The following is a 15,573-nucleotide window of genomic DNA, read 5'->3' as shown; positions in this document are numbered from 1 at the left end:
CCGTCTGTCATGCAGGTGACAGACAGCATTTTCGGCGGCCCCGTAAGCTAGGGCAAGCGACGGGGATCAAACTCCCCGCACACGGATAAGGGACGCCTGCGCGTCCCAACTGGAGACAAGCATGAGCGGTATGTTCGACCGCGGCCTTGAGCGCCGCGACGCCAACTACGAAGCCCTGACCCCGGTGGATTTCATCGCGCGCGCAGCCCAGGTCTATGGCCAGCGGCTGGCCATCGTCCACGGCGAGGTGCGGCGCAACTGGGCCCAGACCTACGAGCGCGCGCAGCGCCTGGCCGGCGCGCTGGCGCAAGCCGGCATCAAGCGCGGCGACACCGTGGCCGTGATGCTGCCCAACATTCCCGCCATGGTCGAAGCCCATTTCGGCGTGCCCATGCTGGGCGCGGTGCTCAATACCCTGAATACCCGCCTGGACACCCCCAGCGTGCTGTTCATGCTGGGCCACGGCGAAGCGCAGGCGCTGATCGTGGACACGGAGTACGCCGAACTCGCCCAGCGCGCCCGGGCCGAGTTCCCGCACCTGAAGCTCATTTCGGTGCACGACCTGGAAACCGCCCCGGCGGAGCTGCCCGGCGCGGTCGATTACGAAGCCTTTCTGGCCGGCGCCCCTGCCCGCTACGACTGGAAGCCCCCCGCGGACGAATGGGACGCCATCGCACTGAATTACACGTCCGGCACCACCGGCGATCCCAAGGGGGTGGTCTACCACTACCGCGGCGCCTACCTGAACGCCATCAGCAACATCCTCGAATGGGACATGCCCAAGCATCCGGTCTATCTGTGGACCCTGCCGCTGTTCCACTGCAACGGCTGGTGCTTTGCCTGGACGGTCGCCGCGCGCGCCGGCGTCAACGTGTGCCTGCGCAAGTTCGATCCGCAGACCGTGTTCGACCTGATCCGCAATGAAGGCGTCACCCATTATTGCGGCGCGCCCATCGTGCAGAGCGCGCTGGCCAATGCGCCGGCCGAACTGCGCGCCGGCATCGACCACACGGTGCGCACCATGGTGGCCGGCGCCGCGCCCGCGCCCGCCGTTATCGCCAAGATGCGCGACATCGGTTTCGAGCTGACCCATGTGTACGGCCTGACCGAAGTCTATGGACCCGCGGCCGTGTGCGCCCGCCAGGAAGCCTGGGACGCGCTGGACGAGGAAGAGCGCGCGCTGCGCAATGCGCGCCAGGGCGTGCGCTACCACCTGCAGGCGGGCGTATCCGTGCGCGATCCCGACACCATGGAAGAGGTGCCGGCCGACGAGCAGACCGTGGGCGAAGTCATGTTCCGCGGCAACATCTGCATGAAGGGCTATCTGAAGAATGAACGCGCCACCGAACAGGCTTTCGCCGGCGGCTGGTTCCGCACCGGCGACCTGGGCGTGATGACGGCCGACGGCTACGTCCGCATCAAGGACCGCAGCAAGGACATCATCATTTCCGGCGGCGAGAACATCTCCAGCATCGAAGTGGAAGACGCGCTCTACCGCCATCCCGCGGTGGCGGCGGTGGCCGTAGTAGCCATGCCCGACCCCAAATGGGGTGAAACGCCCTGCGCCTTCGTCGAGCTCAAGCCCGGCTGCAGCGCCACCGCCGAAGAGATCATCGCGCACTGCAAGCTGCTGCTGCCCGGCTTCAAGGTGCCGCGCGCGGTGCGCTTCGGCGAACTGCCCAAGACCTCCACCGGCAAGATCCAGAAATTCGAACTGCGCGCCGCCGTCGGCGCGACCAAGGCCATCGACGTGGCCGGCCCCGGCAAGGCCGGTTGAATCCCACGTTTCCATCCCATCCAGGAGCTCCGACGCCATGACGTACCAAGCCCCCGTGAAAGACATGCTGTTCGTGCTGAACCACCTTGCGGGCCTGCCGCAAGTTGCCGCGCTGCCCGGCTTCGAGGAAGCCACGCCCGACACCACCCAGGCCGTGCTGGAAGAATCCGCCCGCTATGCCGGCGACGTGCTGGCGCCGCTGAACCATGCAGCCGACCGCGAGCCCAGCTCCTGGCGCGACGGCGCCGTCACCACTTCGCCTGGCTTCAAGCAAGCCTTCGACATGTACGCGGAGGCCGGCTGGCAAGGCATGACGCATCCGGTGGAATACGGCGGCCAGGGCCTGCCCGGCCTGATCGGTTCGCCCTGCTCGGAAATGCTGAACGCCGCCAACCTGTCGTTCGCGTTGTGCCCGCTGCTGACCAATGGCGCGATCGAGGCGCTGCTGACGGCGGGTTCGCCTGAACTGAAGCAGCGCTTCATCGAGCCCATGATTTCCGGACGCTGGACCGGCACCATGAACCTGACCGAGCCACAGGCAGGCTCGGACCTGGCCATGGTGCGGTCACGCGCGCAACCCGTGGGGGACGGCACCTACCGCATCTCGGGCACCAAGATCTTCATCACCTACGGCGAACACGATCTGGCCGAGAACATCCTGCACCTGGTGCTGGCGCGCCTGCCCGACGCGCCAGAAGGCGTCAAAGGCATTTCGCTGTTCCTGGTGCCCAAGTTCCTGGTCAACGAAGACGGCACGCTGGGCGCGCGCAACGATGTCCATTGCGTGTCGATCGAACACAAGCTGGGCATCAAGGCCAGCCCCACCTGCACGCTGCAATTCGGCGACGCGGGCGGCGCGCTGGGCTATCTGGTGGGCCAGGAAAACCGCGGCCTGGACGCCATGTTCATCATGATGAATGCCGCGCGCTACGCGGTAGGCGTGCAGGGCGTGGCCGTCGCCGACCGCGCCCACCAGCACGCGCTGGCCTATGCCGCCGAGCGCGTGCAGAGCCGCCCGGTGGACGGTTCGTCCAAGGACGCGGTGGCCATCATCCAGCACCCCGACGTGCGGCGCATGCTGGGCACGATGCGCGCCCTGACCGAGGCCGGCCGCGCGCTGGCCTACTACACCGCGGGCCACGCCGATCTGGCGCACGCCAGCCCAGACGCCGAAGCCCGCAAGCGCCATCTGGCGGTACAGGAATACCTGGTGCCGATCGTCAAGGGCTGGTGCACCGAGATGTCCATCGACGTGGCCAGCCTGGGCGTGCAGGTGCACGGCGGCATGGGCTTCATCGAGGAAACCGGCGCGGCGCAGTACTACCGCGACGCGCGCATCCTCACGATCTACGAAGGCACCACGGCGATCCAGGCCAACGACCTGGTGGGCCGCAAGACCCTGCGCGACGGCGGCGCAGTCGCCCGCGCCCTGCTGGCGGAAGTCGGCAAGACCGAAGCGGCGCTGGAAGCCCGCAGCGAATCCGCTGCCCGCCTGATGTTGACGCCGCTGCGCCAGGCCCGCGCGGCGCTGGCCGACGCCATCGACTTCGTGCTGGCCAACGCCGCCAGCCGTCCCAACGCGGTGTTCGCGGCCGCCGTGCCGTATCTGCTGCTGGCGGGCACCACGTTTGCCGGCTGGCAGATGGCGCGAGCGCTGCTGGCGAGCTTGGATCTGCGCGAGGAAGATCCTGTTTTCCACGATGCAAAGATCGCGACTGCGCAGTGCTATGCGTTGCATAAGCTGAGCCAGGCGCCTGGGTTGGCGGCGGTGGTCATGGGGTCTGGGGAGTATGAGGTGCAGCCGTAGCTGTTTGTGGTGCGTTACGGGCCCTTGATACATGAGGGTCTCGTCTGAGGTCTCATTGGCGATTGGCTTCGGAGTCGCGTCCCAGTGCTCCGTAGGCCGCTCGTCGGCGCGGGCGCCTGAGTGGCGGGCGCCCACGATTGCGGTCCGGAGCGTTCGCTCCGGACTGCCCCTTCGTCATCTTCGTCACCGCCTGCGGCGGTTCCTTCAGATTCCCTCGGGCGCATCGAGGTTGCCCGCCACTCAGGCGCCCGCGCCGACGAGCTACTTGAATCTTGGACTGGGGCGCTGCTGGAGCCGTGGTCAGGGACGATACTTGAGCTGCCCGTCATTCTCGGCCGCGCGGGCGGCCGAGAATGACATACGTGATTTCTTGAATTTCGATTGTGTTCGCTTGCGCGGATGCGGTGACTGATTTGCTATTGATCCCCAGCACACGGGGGAGTGGGCGGTGATGGGTGGCGCGCGGCGAATGGCCGCTTGCGCATGCAGACCTGGACGCGCGCCACCCATCCGGCACCTGCGTTGAAATGACGATTGCTGGCCGACCCGTGCGCTTCGCCATCACCCCGAACACAGCACCCACCATATTCAAACCTGGTTCTCGCCAACCGCACGCGTCATCACGAGAACGCCCCCGTCACCCGCGCGCAGCGCCATCGCGCGACGCAAGATACCGCGTAAGCCCCAAGAGGCCGCCCGCGCGGCCGGCCTGGGGCGGGCCCCGCAAAACACACCACCACCCCCAACGACCGTGGCCAGAACGCCAAGCACACCGCCCGCCCCAGCGCCCGTGGAGATTCAAGCAGCCGAGCCAGTCGCGGCGTGGGCTCGCGATGCGCGGGGCGTCGATAAGCCCGAGGGAATCTGAAGGAGTCGCCGAAGGCGAGGACGAAGATGACGAAGGGGAAGTCCGGAGCGAAGGCTTCGGACCGCAATCGCAGCCCCGCGCATCGCGAGCCCACGACGCGACTGGCGTCTAAAGAACCCCACGACGAGCATCCTGAGAACCAACGGCCAAACGCTCACCACGCGGCAACGTCACCGCCCAGAACGCCAGCGCCACAACACTGATACCCGCCCCCAGCAAGCACACCCCAAGCCACCCCGCCTGCGCATAAACCGCCGTCGAAGCGATAGACCCCAACCCGCTCCCCACCGCGTAGAACATCATGTAGCCACCGACCAATCGACTATGCGCCTGCGGATTCACGCTGAAGATCATGGTCTGATTCGTCACGTGCAGCGCTTGCAAGGCGATGTCCAGGACCAACACACCCAACGCCAGCAACCACAGACTCTGATCCAGGAAGGCAATCGGCACCCAGGCCAGGCAGAGCAACGCCAGGCCCACGGCCGTGGTCCGCTCGCCTTGCCCGCTATCGGCCAGCCGCCCTGCCCGCGCCGCCATCAGCACGCCCGCCACGCCCACCAGCCCGAACGCGCCCACCGCGCTGTGCGTCAGCGAATGCGGCGGCGCGCTCAGGGGCAGCACCAGCGCGGTCCAGAAGGCGCTGAAGGCAGCGAACATCAGCAGCGCGATCATGCCGCGCACGCGCAGCACGCGCTCGGTAGCCAACAGGCCGTAGAGCGAGCGCAGCAAGGCCCAGTAACCCATGTCCACCGCGGGCAGCCGGCGTTGCGGCAAACGCCGCGCCAGCACCACCGCCAGCACGGCGGCCAGCGCAGCGGACACGACGTAGACCGCGCGCCAGCCCCACAGGTCCGCCACGGCCCCGGCCAGCGTGCGCGCCAACAGCAGGCCGATCACCACCCCGCCTTGCGCGGCGCCGACCACCCGGCCGCGCTCGCCCGGCGCGGCCAGCGCCGCGGACAAGGCCAGCAGGCCCTGCGTCATGGCCGTTCCCAGCAAGCCCAGCGCCACCATGCCCATCAACAGCCAGGGCGTGCCGGCCGACAGCGCCACGGCCGCCAAAGACAGGACCAGCAGCGCCAGCTGCCCCAGCATCAGGCGCCGGCGGTCCAGCAGGTCGCCCAGCGGCACCACGAACAGAAGCGCCAGCGCGCAGCCCAGTTGGGTGGCCGTGACCACGATGCCTACCGCGCCTTCGGCGATGCCGAACTCTCGGCCGATGGCGTCCAGCAAAGGCTGGGCGTAATACACGTTGGCCACGCTCAGGGCGCAGGCCACCGCCAGCAGCATCACCAGGGACCTGGGCATCGGACTTGGGGGTGCGGAATCGGCGGGTTCTGGTCGGGCTGACATCTCTTGCTCCATTCTGGTTGCTTTATAAAACCAGAATAATAGTTTTCGAGGTTTTATAATGCAACCGAAATTTCGATACGCCAGCCATCACCGCCTTTCCCTCAGCAAGGATCCGACATGGTCAAACGCACTAGTCTCGAAGGCGCCGCCTGCCCGGTGGCACGCTCCCTGGACGCGATCGGCGACTGGTGGTCGCTGTTGATCGTGCGCGACGCCTTCGATGGATTGCGGCGGTTTGGCGAATTGCAGAAAAGCCTGGGCGTGGCCAAGAACATCCTCAGCGACCGGCTGCGCACGCTGGTGGCGCACGGCATCCTCGAAGTGGCGCCGGCCTCGGACGGCAGCGCCTACCAGGAATACGTGCTGACCGACAAAGGCCGGGCGCTCTTTCCAGTAATCGTGGGCTTGCGCCAATGGGGCGAAGACCACTACTACGGCGCGGCCGAACCCCATTCCACGCTGATCGACCGCAAGCGCGGCCAGCCCGTGCGCAAGCTGGAAATCCGTGCGCAGGACGGCCGCCTGCTCGGGCCGGACGATGCCGTGGTGCAGAAGACCGCCCTCCCGGGCTAGGTCGGGGCTATGCAGCCCCCGCGGCCGGCCATTGCCCAGTCGCCAGCGCGGTGGGCGAGTACGAATCGAAGCGCCAGCGCAAGGCCAGCGCGCCGGGCCGGCGCACCACGCGCCGCACTTGCACCCGCCACAGCCGTTCGGCGCCCTCGAACTGCGCGATCTCAGGGCTGTCCAGGATGACTTCAGCAGCGCCCGTCAACTGCAGCACGTCGCCGCGCTCGAAGTCGATGAACAGCAGTCCGGCGCGCGGGTTGAGCACCATGTTGCCCAGGGTGTTGAAAAAGCGGTTCCCGGAAAAATCCGGAATGGTCAGCACGTCGCCGTCCACCCGCACGAAGCCCGGCTTGCCGCCGCGGTGCGAGACGTCGACCTTGCGGCCGCCCTCGTCCGCGTAGGTCGCCACGAAGAACGTGTCGGACCGGGCGATCAGCGCCCGCGCCGCGGCGTCCAGCGCGCTCCGCTCATTCGGTGCGCCCGGAAAGCGCAGCGCCGGCGAACGCGAGAACTGGAATTCCCGCGCCTGGATGTATTGCGGGCAATTGCCGAAGGACTGCGTCACCGCCACCTCGAAGCGCTTGCCGTCCCAGGCGGCGATGCGGCCGTTGGCGCGGTTGCGTCGGCGCGTGTGCAGCTCGATTCCCAGCAGGCCCACCTGCTGGTCCATCCCCAGGCCGGCCAGCAGCGGATCGTCGGCATCCGGCACGGCGGACACGCGCAGGCTGCGTGGATCGGGCGAGGACACGAAGCCGGGCAGGCCTTCCAGCACGCCGGCCCAGGGATCGCCCTGCCCGTCCACCGCGCCGGCAACCAGAAACGGCAGCTGCTCGAAAAACAGGCGGTGCTGGTCCGGCATGTAGTCGCGGATGACTTTGGGTCCGGTCACCGCCATGCGCTCGGCGATCCCGACGTGGTGTTGCAACAGGCGTTCGCCCGCGTGCCAGGGCGACGGCGGGAGGGCGGCAGGTTCTGCGATGGCCATGGCGTACTCCTTGAGGGCGGCGCCTGTCCTCAGGCGGCCAGCAGGCCCACCGGCGACGAGGCCATGGGCACGAAACGCGGCAGGCTTTCGATGCGGCCCAGCCAGGCGCGGACGTGCGGATAGGCCTCCAGCGACACATTGCCTTCGGGGGCATGCGCCACATAGGCGCAGCAGGCCACGTCCGCAATGGTCGGCGTCGTGCCCGCGAGGAAATCGCGTGCGGCCAGTTCGCCGTCCATGACCTTGAGCAAGGCATGGGCGCGGGCCAGCGTGCTGTCCACGTCATAGGCCGCGCCGAACAGGGTCACCAGGCGCGCAGCCGCCGGGCCGATCGCCAGCGGGCCGGACGCCGCCGACAGCCAGCGCTGTACCGCCGCCGCCCCGGCCGGGTCTTCCGGCAGCCAGGCCTGGCCGCCGTAGCGCTTGGCCAGGTAGACCAGGATGGCGGTCGAATCCGCGACCACCACCCCGTCATCGTCGATGACCGGCACCTGGCCGAAGGCGTTCAAAGCCAGGAACGGCGGGCGCTTCTGCTCGCCGCCGCGCAGGTCCACATCGACCTTGCGGTGGGGCACATCCAGCAGGGACAGCATCAGGGCGACGCGATGGGCGTGGCCGGACAAGGGAAAACTGTAAAAGGTCAGCGTAGGGGTATGCGCGGTTTGCATGAGCGGGCTCCAAGTCGGATTCAGACTCCATCTTGGGCCGGCGCCGGGCTCGCGTGAACGGCCAGCGCCGGCAAGACACTCTTGCAGCGGATGAAAGAAAGAGGACGGCCGCCCCGTCCCTTCAAGGCCTGCGTGCGGGCGCGTCCGAGGAACGGGTCGCTACGCCGGCAGCGTCGCCAGGTCGCGCCGCAAGGCCTCGACGCAGAACTCCACGAAGCTGCGCACCTTGGCCGAACTCTTGCGGCCTTCCGGGTACACCAGGTGGACCGGCAGCGGCGGCAGTTCGAAGTCGCGCAGCACCACCTCCAGGGCGCCGCTGGCCAGGTGCCGCGCCACCTGGTAGGACACCACCTGCGTCAGCCCCCAGCCCTCGCAGGCCGCGAGCACCGCGGCCTGGAAGGACGTGACCGTCAGCTGCGAATCGACGCGCAGGCTGCGGGGCTGGCCGTCCTGCTGGAAGCGCCATTGCGGCGTGCGGCCCTCCATGGCGGCGGTGACCGTGCAAAAGCGCGGCAGCGACTCCAGGTCCTGCGGCACGCCGTGTTCGCGCAGGAAGGCGGGCGCGGCGCAGACCACGCGGCGTACCTGCCCCACCGGCACCGCCGTCAGCGTCGAATCCGGCAAGGCGCCGATGCGCACCGCCACGTCCACGCGTTCGTCCAGCAGGTTCACCACGCGGTCCACCAGCAGCGTGCGCACGGAGACTTCGCGATGCGCGCGCAGATAAGCCAGCACGGCCGGCATCACGTGCAATTCGCCGAAGAACGCCGGCGCCGTGATGCTGAGCGCGCCCCGCGGCGCGGCCATCGCGCCGGCCACGGCATCGTCGGCCTGTTCGACTTCGTCGAGGATGCGGCGGCAGTCGTCGGCATAGCGCTGGCCGGCCTCGGTCAGTCGCAGGCTGCGCGTGGTGCGCACCAGCAGCAACGCGCCCAACCGCCGCTCCAGCGCCGACACGCTGCGCGTGACGGTGGGCGCGGACATCTCCAGCCGGCGCGCGGCCGCGGCGAAACTCTGTGCCTCGGCCACCGCCAGGAACACGCTCATTTCATGGAATCGATTCACGCCTCGCGGCCTCCGCGCTGATTTTCGGGAAGAGAGTAGAAGCGCGTGCAGGGGCGCGTCAATCCAGTTACAGAGGATATGAGCCGCATGCTTCCCGGCCTCATGCTTGAGCCTCGAACTCCTTGCGCAACCACCCCAGGAAAGCCTTGACCGGCGGATGGCGTTCGCGGCCCGGCGCGCACAGCGCGGTGTAGGCCGCCCCCGCCACCCGCACCTCAGGACGATACGCCGCCAGGGTACCCGCCGCCACGCTGTCCGACACCATGACGGAGCTGGCCAGCACCAGTCCCTGGCCGGCAATGGCGGCCTGAAGGGCGTAGTGCTCTTCCTCGTAGGCATGCAGCGCCGCCGGCTTGCGCCAGGACGGCAGGCCGGCGGCCTCGCACCAGTCCTGCCAGCCCTGCTCGTACAGCTGCGAATCGCGCCAGCGCACGGTCACCAGCGACGGCGCGCGCCTGCCCGGACGGGCGGCCAGCGTCGGCGCGCCATAGACGCCGAACCATTCCTGCAACGAGCAGGCGGCGTGCAGCCCGCGCCAGCGCGCCCGGCTGTAGCGGATGGCCAGGTCCACGCTGGCGTCGCGCAACAGGTCCACCGCTTCGGCGCTGGTGTTCAGGTTCAGTTGATATTGAGGAAACGCCGCGTAGAAGCGGCCCAGCCGCGGCACCAGCCACAGGGCCGCGAACGAATGTGTGGTGGACAGGGTCAGCGCGCCCGAGGCCGGCGCGGCGCGCAAGGCGTCCAGGGTCTGCGCCACATCGAGCAAGGCGCCGTGCACGCCGGCAAAAAGGCGCGCGCCCTTCTCCGTCAGGCGCACGCCGCGCGGCACGCGTTCAAAAAGCGCGTAGCCCACGTGCCGCTCGAGCGCCTTGACCTGATGGGACACGGCCGTGGCAGTGACCGCCAGTTCGGCCGCGGCCAGTTTGAAGCTGAGCAATCTGGCAGCCGCCTCGAAGGTGCGCAGCGCGGTCACCGGTAGCGTGGCAAACATGGATTCCTGGCTCTATGGATGAAATCAATTCATCATATTCAAGGATTCATCATTTGTCGCCTTTCAGCCGCCAGGACAGAATTTTCCTCACCACATGGAAACGTCCATGCCAACAAGAGGAATCAAACATGAATTCAGATCATCCCGACAAGCGCCTGCTGATCCTGGTCGGCAGCCCGCGACGCGACGGCAACAGCGCGGCCCTGGGCGCGGCTGCGCTGCGCGGGGCCGAGGCGGCGGGCACCCAGGCCACGCTGCTGTTCCTGGACGACTACATCGGGGCCTTTTTGCCGGACTTGCGACGCTCGCCCCCGCCGACCGACCGCTATTCCGAGCTGTTCCTGGAACACTTCCTGCCGGCCGACGGCGTGCTGATCTGCACCCCGATCTACTGGTACGGCATGTCGGCGCAGACCAAGGCGTTCTTCGACCGTTCGTTCAGCCACTATGCCGGCCAGGGACCCGAACCGGAACGGGTCAAGCAGCGCATGACCGGCAAGCGCCTGGGCCTGGCGGTGGCATCCGAGGAAACCTACCCGGGCGCGGCGCTGGGCATCGTGCACCAGATCCAGGAATACGCGCGCTATACCCATTCGGACTTCATCGGCTACGTGCACGGCGCCGGCAACCTGCGCGGCGAGATCGCGGCGGACCCGCGCCAGCCGCTGCAGGCGGCGGCCGAACTGGGCACCACGTTCTTTACCCGCAAGTACTCGGACTACCGGGTGGAAACGCCGCGCGCCCGCAATGTCTGGGAGCCCGCCCCCGCGCTGCGCAGCACGCCGGGCGTGCTGCCGTAGACCTGCTTGAACACGCGGGTCAGATGGGCCTGGTCGGCGAAACCCACGGCATGCGCGGCCTCGGCCAGCGCCAGGCCGTCGCGCAGCAGCGCCCGGGCCCGCGCCACCCGCCAGTTGCGCAGCCAGGCCAACGGCGGCAAGCCGTAGCGCCGGGCGAACTGCTTGACCAGCGTGGTGCGGTGGCGGTCCTGCGCCACCGCCAGGGCCTCCAGGTCCGGCGCGCAGGCTGGGTCCGAGGCCATACGCGCGCGCAGCAGCGAGCAGACGTCGGACGCGTCGTCTGCCGCCGCCGTACGGGCTTGCGCATGTGCCGCCAGCAGGCCGAACAAGGCGGCGGAGAGGCGTTCGCGGCGCTGCGCGTCGGCGATGGGATCGGGCGTGAGCGCGTCCAGCCAGGCCTGGCAGAGCGCCGGATCGCGAATCACGGGACCAGCCAGGCTGGCCCCGCCCGCAAACAACGTGAGTTCGTGATCCCTGAACCAGTCCGGATCGATATAGGCCATGCGGTACCCCAGCGGCGCGTCCGAGGTGCCCCCGGTATGGACCTGACCGGGCGCAATCACCACCAGATCGCCCTCGCCCGCGGCCTGCGGCACGCCATGCACGGTGAAGGCGCAACGGCCCTGCGCGATGGCGCCGATGGACCAGGCGTCGTGGAAATGCGGCGCATAGCGGTAGCCGCGCAGGTCTGCGATCAAAACATCGCCGGGCAGGCCGGCGCCGCAATGCCAGATATGTTGGGAAACCGCCATGAACAAGTGAGGATGTAGCGCCTAGCCGAAGTAGCTCTGGTCCGATGTGAGCGTGCGGGCCAACAGCCACGCGTTGCGGGGATTCTCGCCCACGCGGCGCACGGCATACGGCCACCAATCACCGCCGAAGGGCAGATAGACCCTGACGTTATAGCCCAAACGGCGCAACGCGAGCTGCCAGTCCGGACGCACGCCATAGAGCATTTCGAACTCGAAGGCTTCTGGCGGCCAGCCGCGCTCCCGCGCCAGCTCCAGGATGGCGCCGGCCAGGCGGTCGTCATGGGTACCGAAAACGGGCTGGAAGCCGGACTCCAGCGCCTCGCGCGACAGCATGATGGCGGCGGCGTCCAGATAGGCCTGGTCGATGCGCGCGCGGCCGGCGTGGTCCAGCGCGCGCTCCGGAAACGCGCCCTTGACCAGCCGCAGCGAGGTGCGCTGACGGATCGCCCAGGCCAGGTCCAGCGGCGTGCGGCGCCGCCGCGCCTGCAGTGTCAGGCCTGCCGGCATGCCGGCTTGCAGCAGTTCGCGATGCAAGGCGCAGGTGCGGTCGCAGAGGGAGGAATCCTCCATGTCCAGCACCATCCAGTCGCGCCCCAGGCCGACCGTCCGGCGCGCCGCCAGGCCGATGCGCCGGGCATTGTCCCGGCCCAGCGCGTCGTCGCGCATATAGCCGATGGCGGTGGGATCGACTGACACGTGCACGTCCAGCCCTGCGTGCTCCAGCGCCCGGCAGGCGCCGAGCGTCTGGGCCACGTTGTGCTCGATGGCCTCGGGATCGTCCACGTACTCGCCCAGGTAGAAGAGCGAGGCGCGGATGCCGTGCGCCTCGCGCAGCCTGGCGGCCGTGCGGACCGCGGCGTCGACGTCCGCGCCGCCGACGAAACGGGCCGCCAGCGACGTGCGGGCCGCCATGGCACGCATCGCCCGCCCCACGCCCGGGCTGCGCGCCAGCGCGATCGCCGTTCTCTGGAACATGCTCATGGGCTCTCTCCCTATAAAGAGAGCCACTGTGCCGGTACCGCGCGCGCCCGTCTTGAACGCCAGTGAAACTTCCTAGTCCAGCGCCAGCGTGCGGGCGCGACCGAACAGCGGGCGCTGCACCGTCTGCGCCAGCAGCACGCCGGCCAGTGTCACCGCGCCGCCCAGCAGGTGGTACATGTGCAGTTGCTCGCGCAGCATGACGAAGGCGGCCAGCGCGGTGAACAGCGGCAGCAGGTTGATGAAGATGCTGCAGCGGTTGGGCCCCAGCCGCTGCACGCCTTCGATCCACAGGAAGGACAGCAGCACCGACGAGAAGATGCCCGCGTACAGGATCAGCGGCACCGTGTTCATGTCCAGCGCAGCCTGCGCCGCCGGCACGCGCAGGTACAGCGGCAGCATGTAGAGCAGCGCGAAGATCGATTGCACGAAGGTGGACTGCCAGGCCGGCAGCGGCACCTTCCAGTGGCGCAGCAACACTCCGTACAGCGCGTAGGACAAGGCAGCCAGCAGCATCAGGCCGTCGCCGACGTGGATGCCGTGCTGGAACACGCTAAGCATGTCGCCCTGGCCCACCAGGTACAGCAGGCCGAGGAACGACAGCGCGCCGCCAGCGGCCATGCCCAGGGTCAGCGGATCCCGCAGGATCACCACGCTGAGCAGCATGCTCAGCAAGGGAATCAGCGCGGTCAGGATGGCCATGTTGGTCGCCGTGGTGGTTTCGGCGGCGCGATAGGACAGCGCCTGGAACACCGCCGACGACAGGGCGCCGTACAGCGCCAGCTTGGGCCAATGGCGCAGGATGGTCTTGCGGTTGCGCCAGGCCGGGCCGGCCGTGAACAGGCCCATCAGGAACAGGGCCAGCACCAGCCGGTAGAAGGTGATGGCGGTGGGCGAGATGGCGCTGGCGGCCATCTTGGAGACGATGACGTTGCCCGCCCAGAACAGAATGGCGAACAACGGAAACAGGTAGGACATGGTGGTTGCGCTCGGAGGATGAGGGATGGTCTCCGGCCGCTTGCGGCGCCGCTTGGGGCTACGCAGGCGGTGGAGTATCGCTATCCTATTGAGCGCGATCCAGTCCGTCTGCCGATGAAAAGGCAGGCACTATCGCAAAATGGACATCGCCGTATCAGGGGCGGAATGGCGCCGGATCCAGCGGCAGCTCCAGCCCGCCCATCTGGGCCGTCAACAGCGCGGCGCTGCCGCAGGCCAGGGTGAAGCCCAGCGCGCCCTGCCCGATGTTCAGCCACAGGTTATCGGCGGCATGGCTGCGTCCGATCAGCGGCTTGCTGGTGGGAGTGGCCGGACGCAGCCCCGCCCAAGGCGCCGCCTGGCGCAGGTCCAGCGCCGGAAACGCCTCGTGCACCTGGCGCTTGAGCAGCCCGATGCGCGCCGTGTCGATGCCGGCATCGGCGCTGCCGATGTCGACCATGGCCGCGATCCGCAGCACGCCGCCCACGCGGGCATAGACGATGCGCCGTTCGTAGTCCGTGACGCTGATGCGCGGCGCCACCGAGTCGTCGTCCTCGGCCAGCGGCACGCTCAGGCTGTAGCCCTTCAAGGGATACAGCGGCACGTCATGGCCCAGCGGCTTGAGCAGCGCACGCGTGCCGATACCGGTGGCCAGCACGATGGCGTCAGCGCCGATGTCGCCGTCGCGCGTGTTCACCGCCACGATGCGGCGGCCTTCGCGCTGCAGGCCCGATACCGGATTGGACATGACGCATTGCACGTTGGCCATGGTCTGCAGGCGGTCGAACAGCGCCTCGGTGAACTGGCGGCAGTCGCCCGCTTCTTCGCTGGGGGTGTAGATGGCGCCGGCCAGGCTTGCGCCCATGCCGGCCAGCGCGGGTTCCAGCGCCAGGGTCTGCGCCGCGTCCAGCACCTGCTGTTCAGCGCCGAGGTCGGCCTGGTACGCCACCAGCGCGCGCGCCTTGTCCAGCAAGGCCGGACTGCGGTAGGCGATGAGCTTGCCGTTCTTCAGATGGCCGAAATCCAGATCTTCCTGCTCCAGCAGCGAGTGCATGACGTCCCGGCTCAGATAGGACAGGCCAGCCAGTTGGACCGTGGAAGCCTTGGCCACCGAGGCCCGGCACGCCAGCGCAAATTGCAGGCACCAGCGCCATTGATGGGGATCCAGCCTGGGCCGGAAACGCAGCGGGGAGTCCTCGCGCAGCAGCCAGCCCGGCACGCTGGGCAGCACGCCCGGACCGGCCAAAGGCGCCACGTAGCTATAACTGAGCTGACCGCCATTGGCGTAGCTGGAGACCTCGGCCGGACGCGCCTGGCTGTCCACCAGCACCACGTCATGGCCCTGGCGCGCCAGGAAATAGGCCGACGTGACGCCCACGACGCCAGCGCCGATTACGCAAACCCGCATACTCTTAGATCCAGAAAGACAGGGACACGACGCTATTCTGGGACGCGCCCCGCCCGTCCGGCAAATGCCAAACTCCGCAGGGTCCATAACAAAACATCATGCCCCGCCTCAGGCGGCGCGATGCAGCTTGATGATGGCGGCGGCCGTGGGATCGCGCACCAGGTCGGCCAGGGTGTAGCCGTTGAGCGCCTCGTAGAAAGCCTGCAAGGTCTGCGCCAGCACGCCGGACAGCCGGCATGCGCCGTCCAGCGCACAGGGAGGTTCGCGGCAGTCGATCAGCGGCCCCTGCTGCTCCAGCTGCCGGATCAGGTCGCCCAGCCGGTAGCGGTCGGCGGACTGCGACAGCCGCAGGCCGCCGCCCTTGCCGCGCGAGGTGCTGACCCAACCCTGCTGCGCCATGAAGTGCACCACCTTCACCAGATGATTGCGCGACACGCTGAAGCGGTCAGCGATCTCCGGAATGGTGACGGCGGCGGACCGGTCGCGGCATTGCGTCAGGTACATCAGGACGCGCAGGCCGAAATCGGTGAATCGGGTCAGTTGCATGGCTGGGACGAAAGGGATGGACGCTGGCGG

The 15,573-nt window shown here is 68.4% G+C and carries 14 protein-coding genes; 4 read left to right on the top strand and 10 right to left on the bottom strand.

Features of this window, described 5'->3' with window-relative positions; genetic code table 11:
* Positions 1-121 precede the first annotated feature (121 nt).
* Together IB258_RS22365 and IB258_RS22360 are read left to right on the top strand one after the other, a co-directional pair.
* Entirely contained in the window at positions 122-1,777 is a 1,656-nt protein-coding gene (locus tag IB258_RS22365) for an acyl-CoA synthetase (protein WP_192353222.1), read from the top strand.
* 37 nt (positions 1,778-1,814) lie between these two features.
* Positions 1,815-3,584, top strand: coding sequence for an acyl-CoA dehydrogenase (locus IB258_RS22360; RefSeq protein ID WP_054458161.1), 1,770 nt, complete (start codon positions 1,815-1,817; stop codon positions 3,582-3,584).
* A 976-nt stretch (positions 3,585-4,560) separates the two neighbouring features.
* On the opposite strand, the gene IB258_RS22355 is transcribed toward IB258_RS22360, so the two are convergent.
* Positions 4,561-5,808 (bottom strand): MFS transporter, encoded by a 1,248-nt coding sequence (locus IB258_RS22355; protein ID WP_175162714.1) that lies wholly within the window; start codon positions 5,806-5,808, stop codon positions 4,561-4,563.
* Between the two features lie 117 nt (positions 5,809-5,925).
* On the opposite strand from IB258_RS22355, the gene IB258_RS22350 reads away from it, so the two are divergent.
* On the top strand, positions 5,926-6,381 hold the full coding sequence (locus IB258_RS22350; RefSeq protein ID WP_054458163.1) for a helix-turn-helix domain-containing protein: 456 nt from the start codon (positions 5,926-5,928) through the stop codon (positions 6,379-6,381).
* Positions 6,382-6,388: 7 nt separating this feature from the next.
* On the opposite strand, the gene IB258_RS22345 is transcribed toward IB258_RS22350, so the two are convergent.
* From IB258_RS22345 to IB258_RS22330, 4 genes are all read right to left on the bottom strand, one after another.
* Positions 6,389-7,360, bottom strand: coding sequence for a pyridoxamine 5'-phosphate oxidase family protein (locus IB258_RS22345; protein ID WP_192353221.1), 972 nt, complete (start codon positions 7,358-7,360; stop codon positions 6,389-6,391).
* 29 nt (positions 7,361-7,389) lie between these two features.
* Positions 7,390-8,028 (bottom strand): glutathione S-transferase family protein, encoded by a 639-nt coding sequence (locus IB258_RS22340; RefSeq protein WP_192353220.1) that lies wholly within the window; start codon positions 8,026-8,028, stop codon positions 7,390-7,392.
* Between the two features lie 159 nt (positions 8,029-8,187).
* Entirely contained in the window at positions 8,188-9,093 is a 906-nt protein-coding gene (locus IB258_RS22335; RefSeq protein ID WP_054458166.1) for a LysR family transcriptional regulator, read from the bottom strand.
* A 100-nt stretch (positions 9,094-9,193) separates the two neighbouring features.
* Positions 9,194-10,084 carry a LysR substrate-binding domain-containing protein gene (locus IB258_RS22330; RefSeq protein ID WP_192353219.1) on the bottom strand — a complete coding sequence of 297 codons (891 nt, stop codon included), beginning with the start codon at positions 10,082-10,084 and terminating at the stop codon, positions 9,194-9,196.
* Positions 10,085-10,212: 128 nt separating this feature from the next.
* On the opposite strand from IB258_RS22330, the gene IB258_RS22325 reads away from it, so the two are divergent.
* Entirely contained in the window at positions 10,213-10,884 is a 672-nt protein-coding gene (locus tag IB258_RS22325) for a flavodoxin family protein (protein ID WP_054458168.1), read from the top strand.
* Here IB258_RS22325 and IB258_RS22320 read toward each other — a convergent pair.
* The 5 genes from IB258_RS22320 to IB258_RS22300 all read right to left on the bottom strand — a co-directional run bounded on the left by IB258_RS22320 (position 10,803) and on the right by IB258_RS22300 (position 15,543).
* Entirely contained in the window at positions 10,803-11,636 is an 834-nt protein-coding gene (locus tag IB258_RS22320) for an AraC family transcriptional regulator (RefSeq protein ID WP_192353218.1), read from the bottom strand. The genes IB258_RS22325 and IB258_RS22320 overlap by 82 nt on opposite strands.
* A gap of 21 nt (positions 11,637-11,657) precedes the next feature.
* Complete coding sequence (locus IB258_RS22315) at positions 11,658-12,617, bottom strand: proline dehydrogenase family protein (protein WP_054458169.1); 960 nt, start codon at positions 12,615-12,617, stop codon at positions 11,658-11,660.
* A gap of 72 nt (positions 12,618-12,689) precedes the next feature.
* The gene (locus tag IB258_RS22310) at positions 12,690-13,592 is read right to left on the bottom strand and encodes a DMT family transporter (protein ID WP_054458170.1); all 903 of its coding nucleotides are present in this window, start codon (positions 13,590-13,592) and stop codon (positions 12,690-12,692) included.
* A gap of 154 nt (positions 13,593-13,746) precedes the next feature.
* Entirely contained in the window at positions 13,747-14,997 is a 1,251-nt protein-coding gene (locus IB258_RS22305; protein ID WP_054458171.1) for a D-amino acid dehydrogenase, read from the bottom strand.
* A 108-nt stretch (positions 14,998-15,105) separates the two neighbouring features.
* Positions 15,106-15,543 (bottom strand): Rrf2 family transcriptional regulator, encoded by a 438-nt coding sequence (locus IB258_RS22300; protein WP_054458172.1) that lies wholly within the window; start codon positions 15,541-15,543, stop codon positions 15,106-15,108.
* Between the last annotated feature and the right edge of the window lie 30 nt (positions 15,544-15,573).

The sequence above is a fragment of the Achromobacter sp. ACM02 genome, from assembly GCF_014851605.1.
GTDB lineage: Bacteria > Pseudomonadota > Gammaproteobacteria > Burkholderiales > Burkholderiaceae_B > Achromobacter > Achromobacter aegrifaciens.
This window is presented reverse-complemented; position numbering and strand designations above follow the sequence as displayed.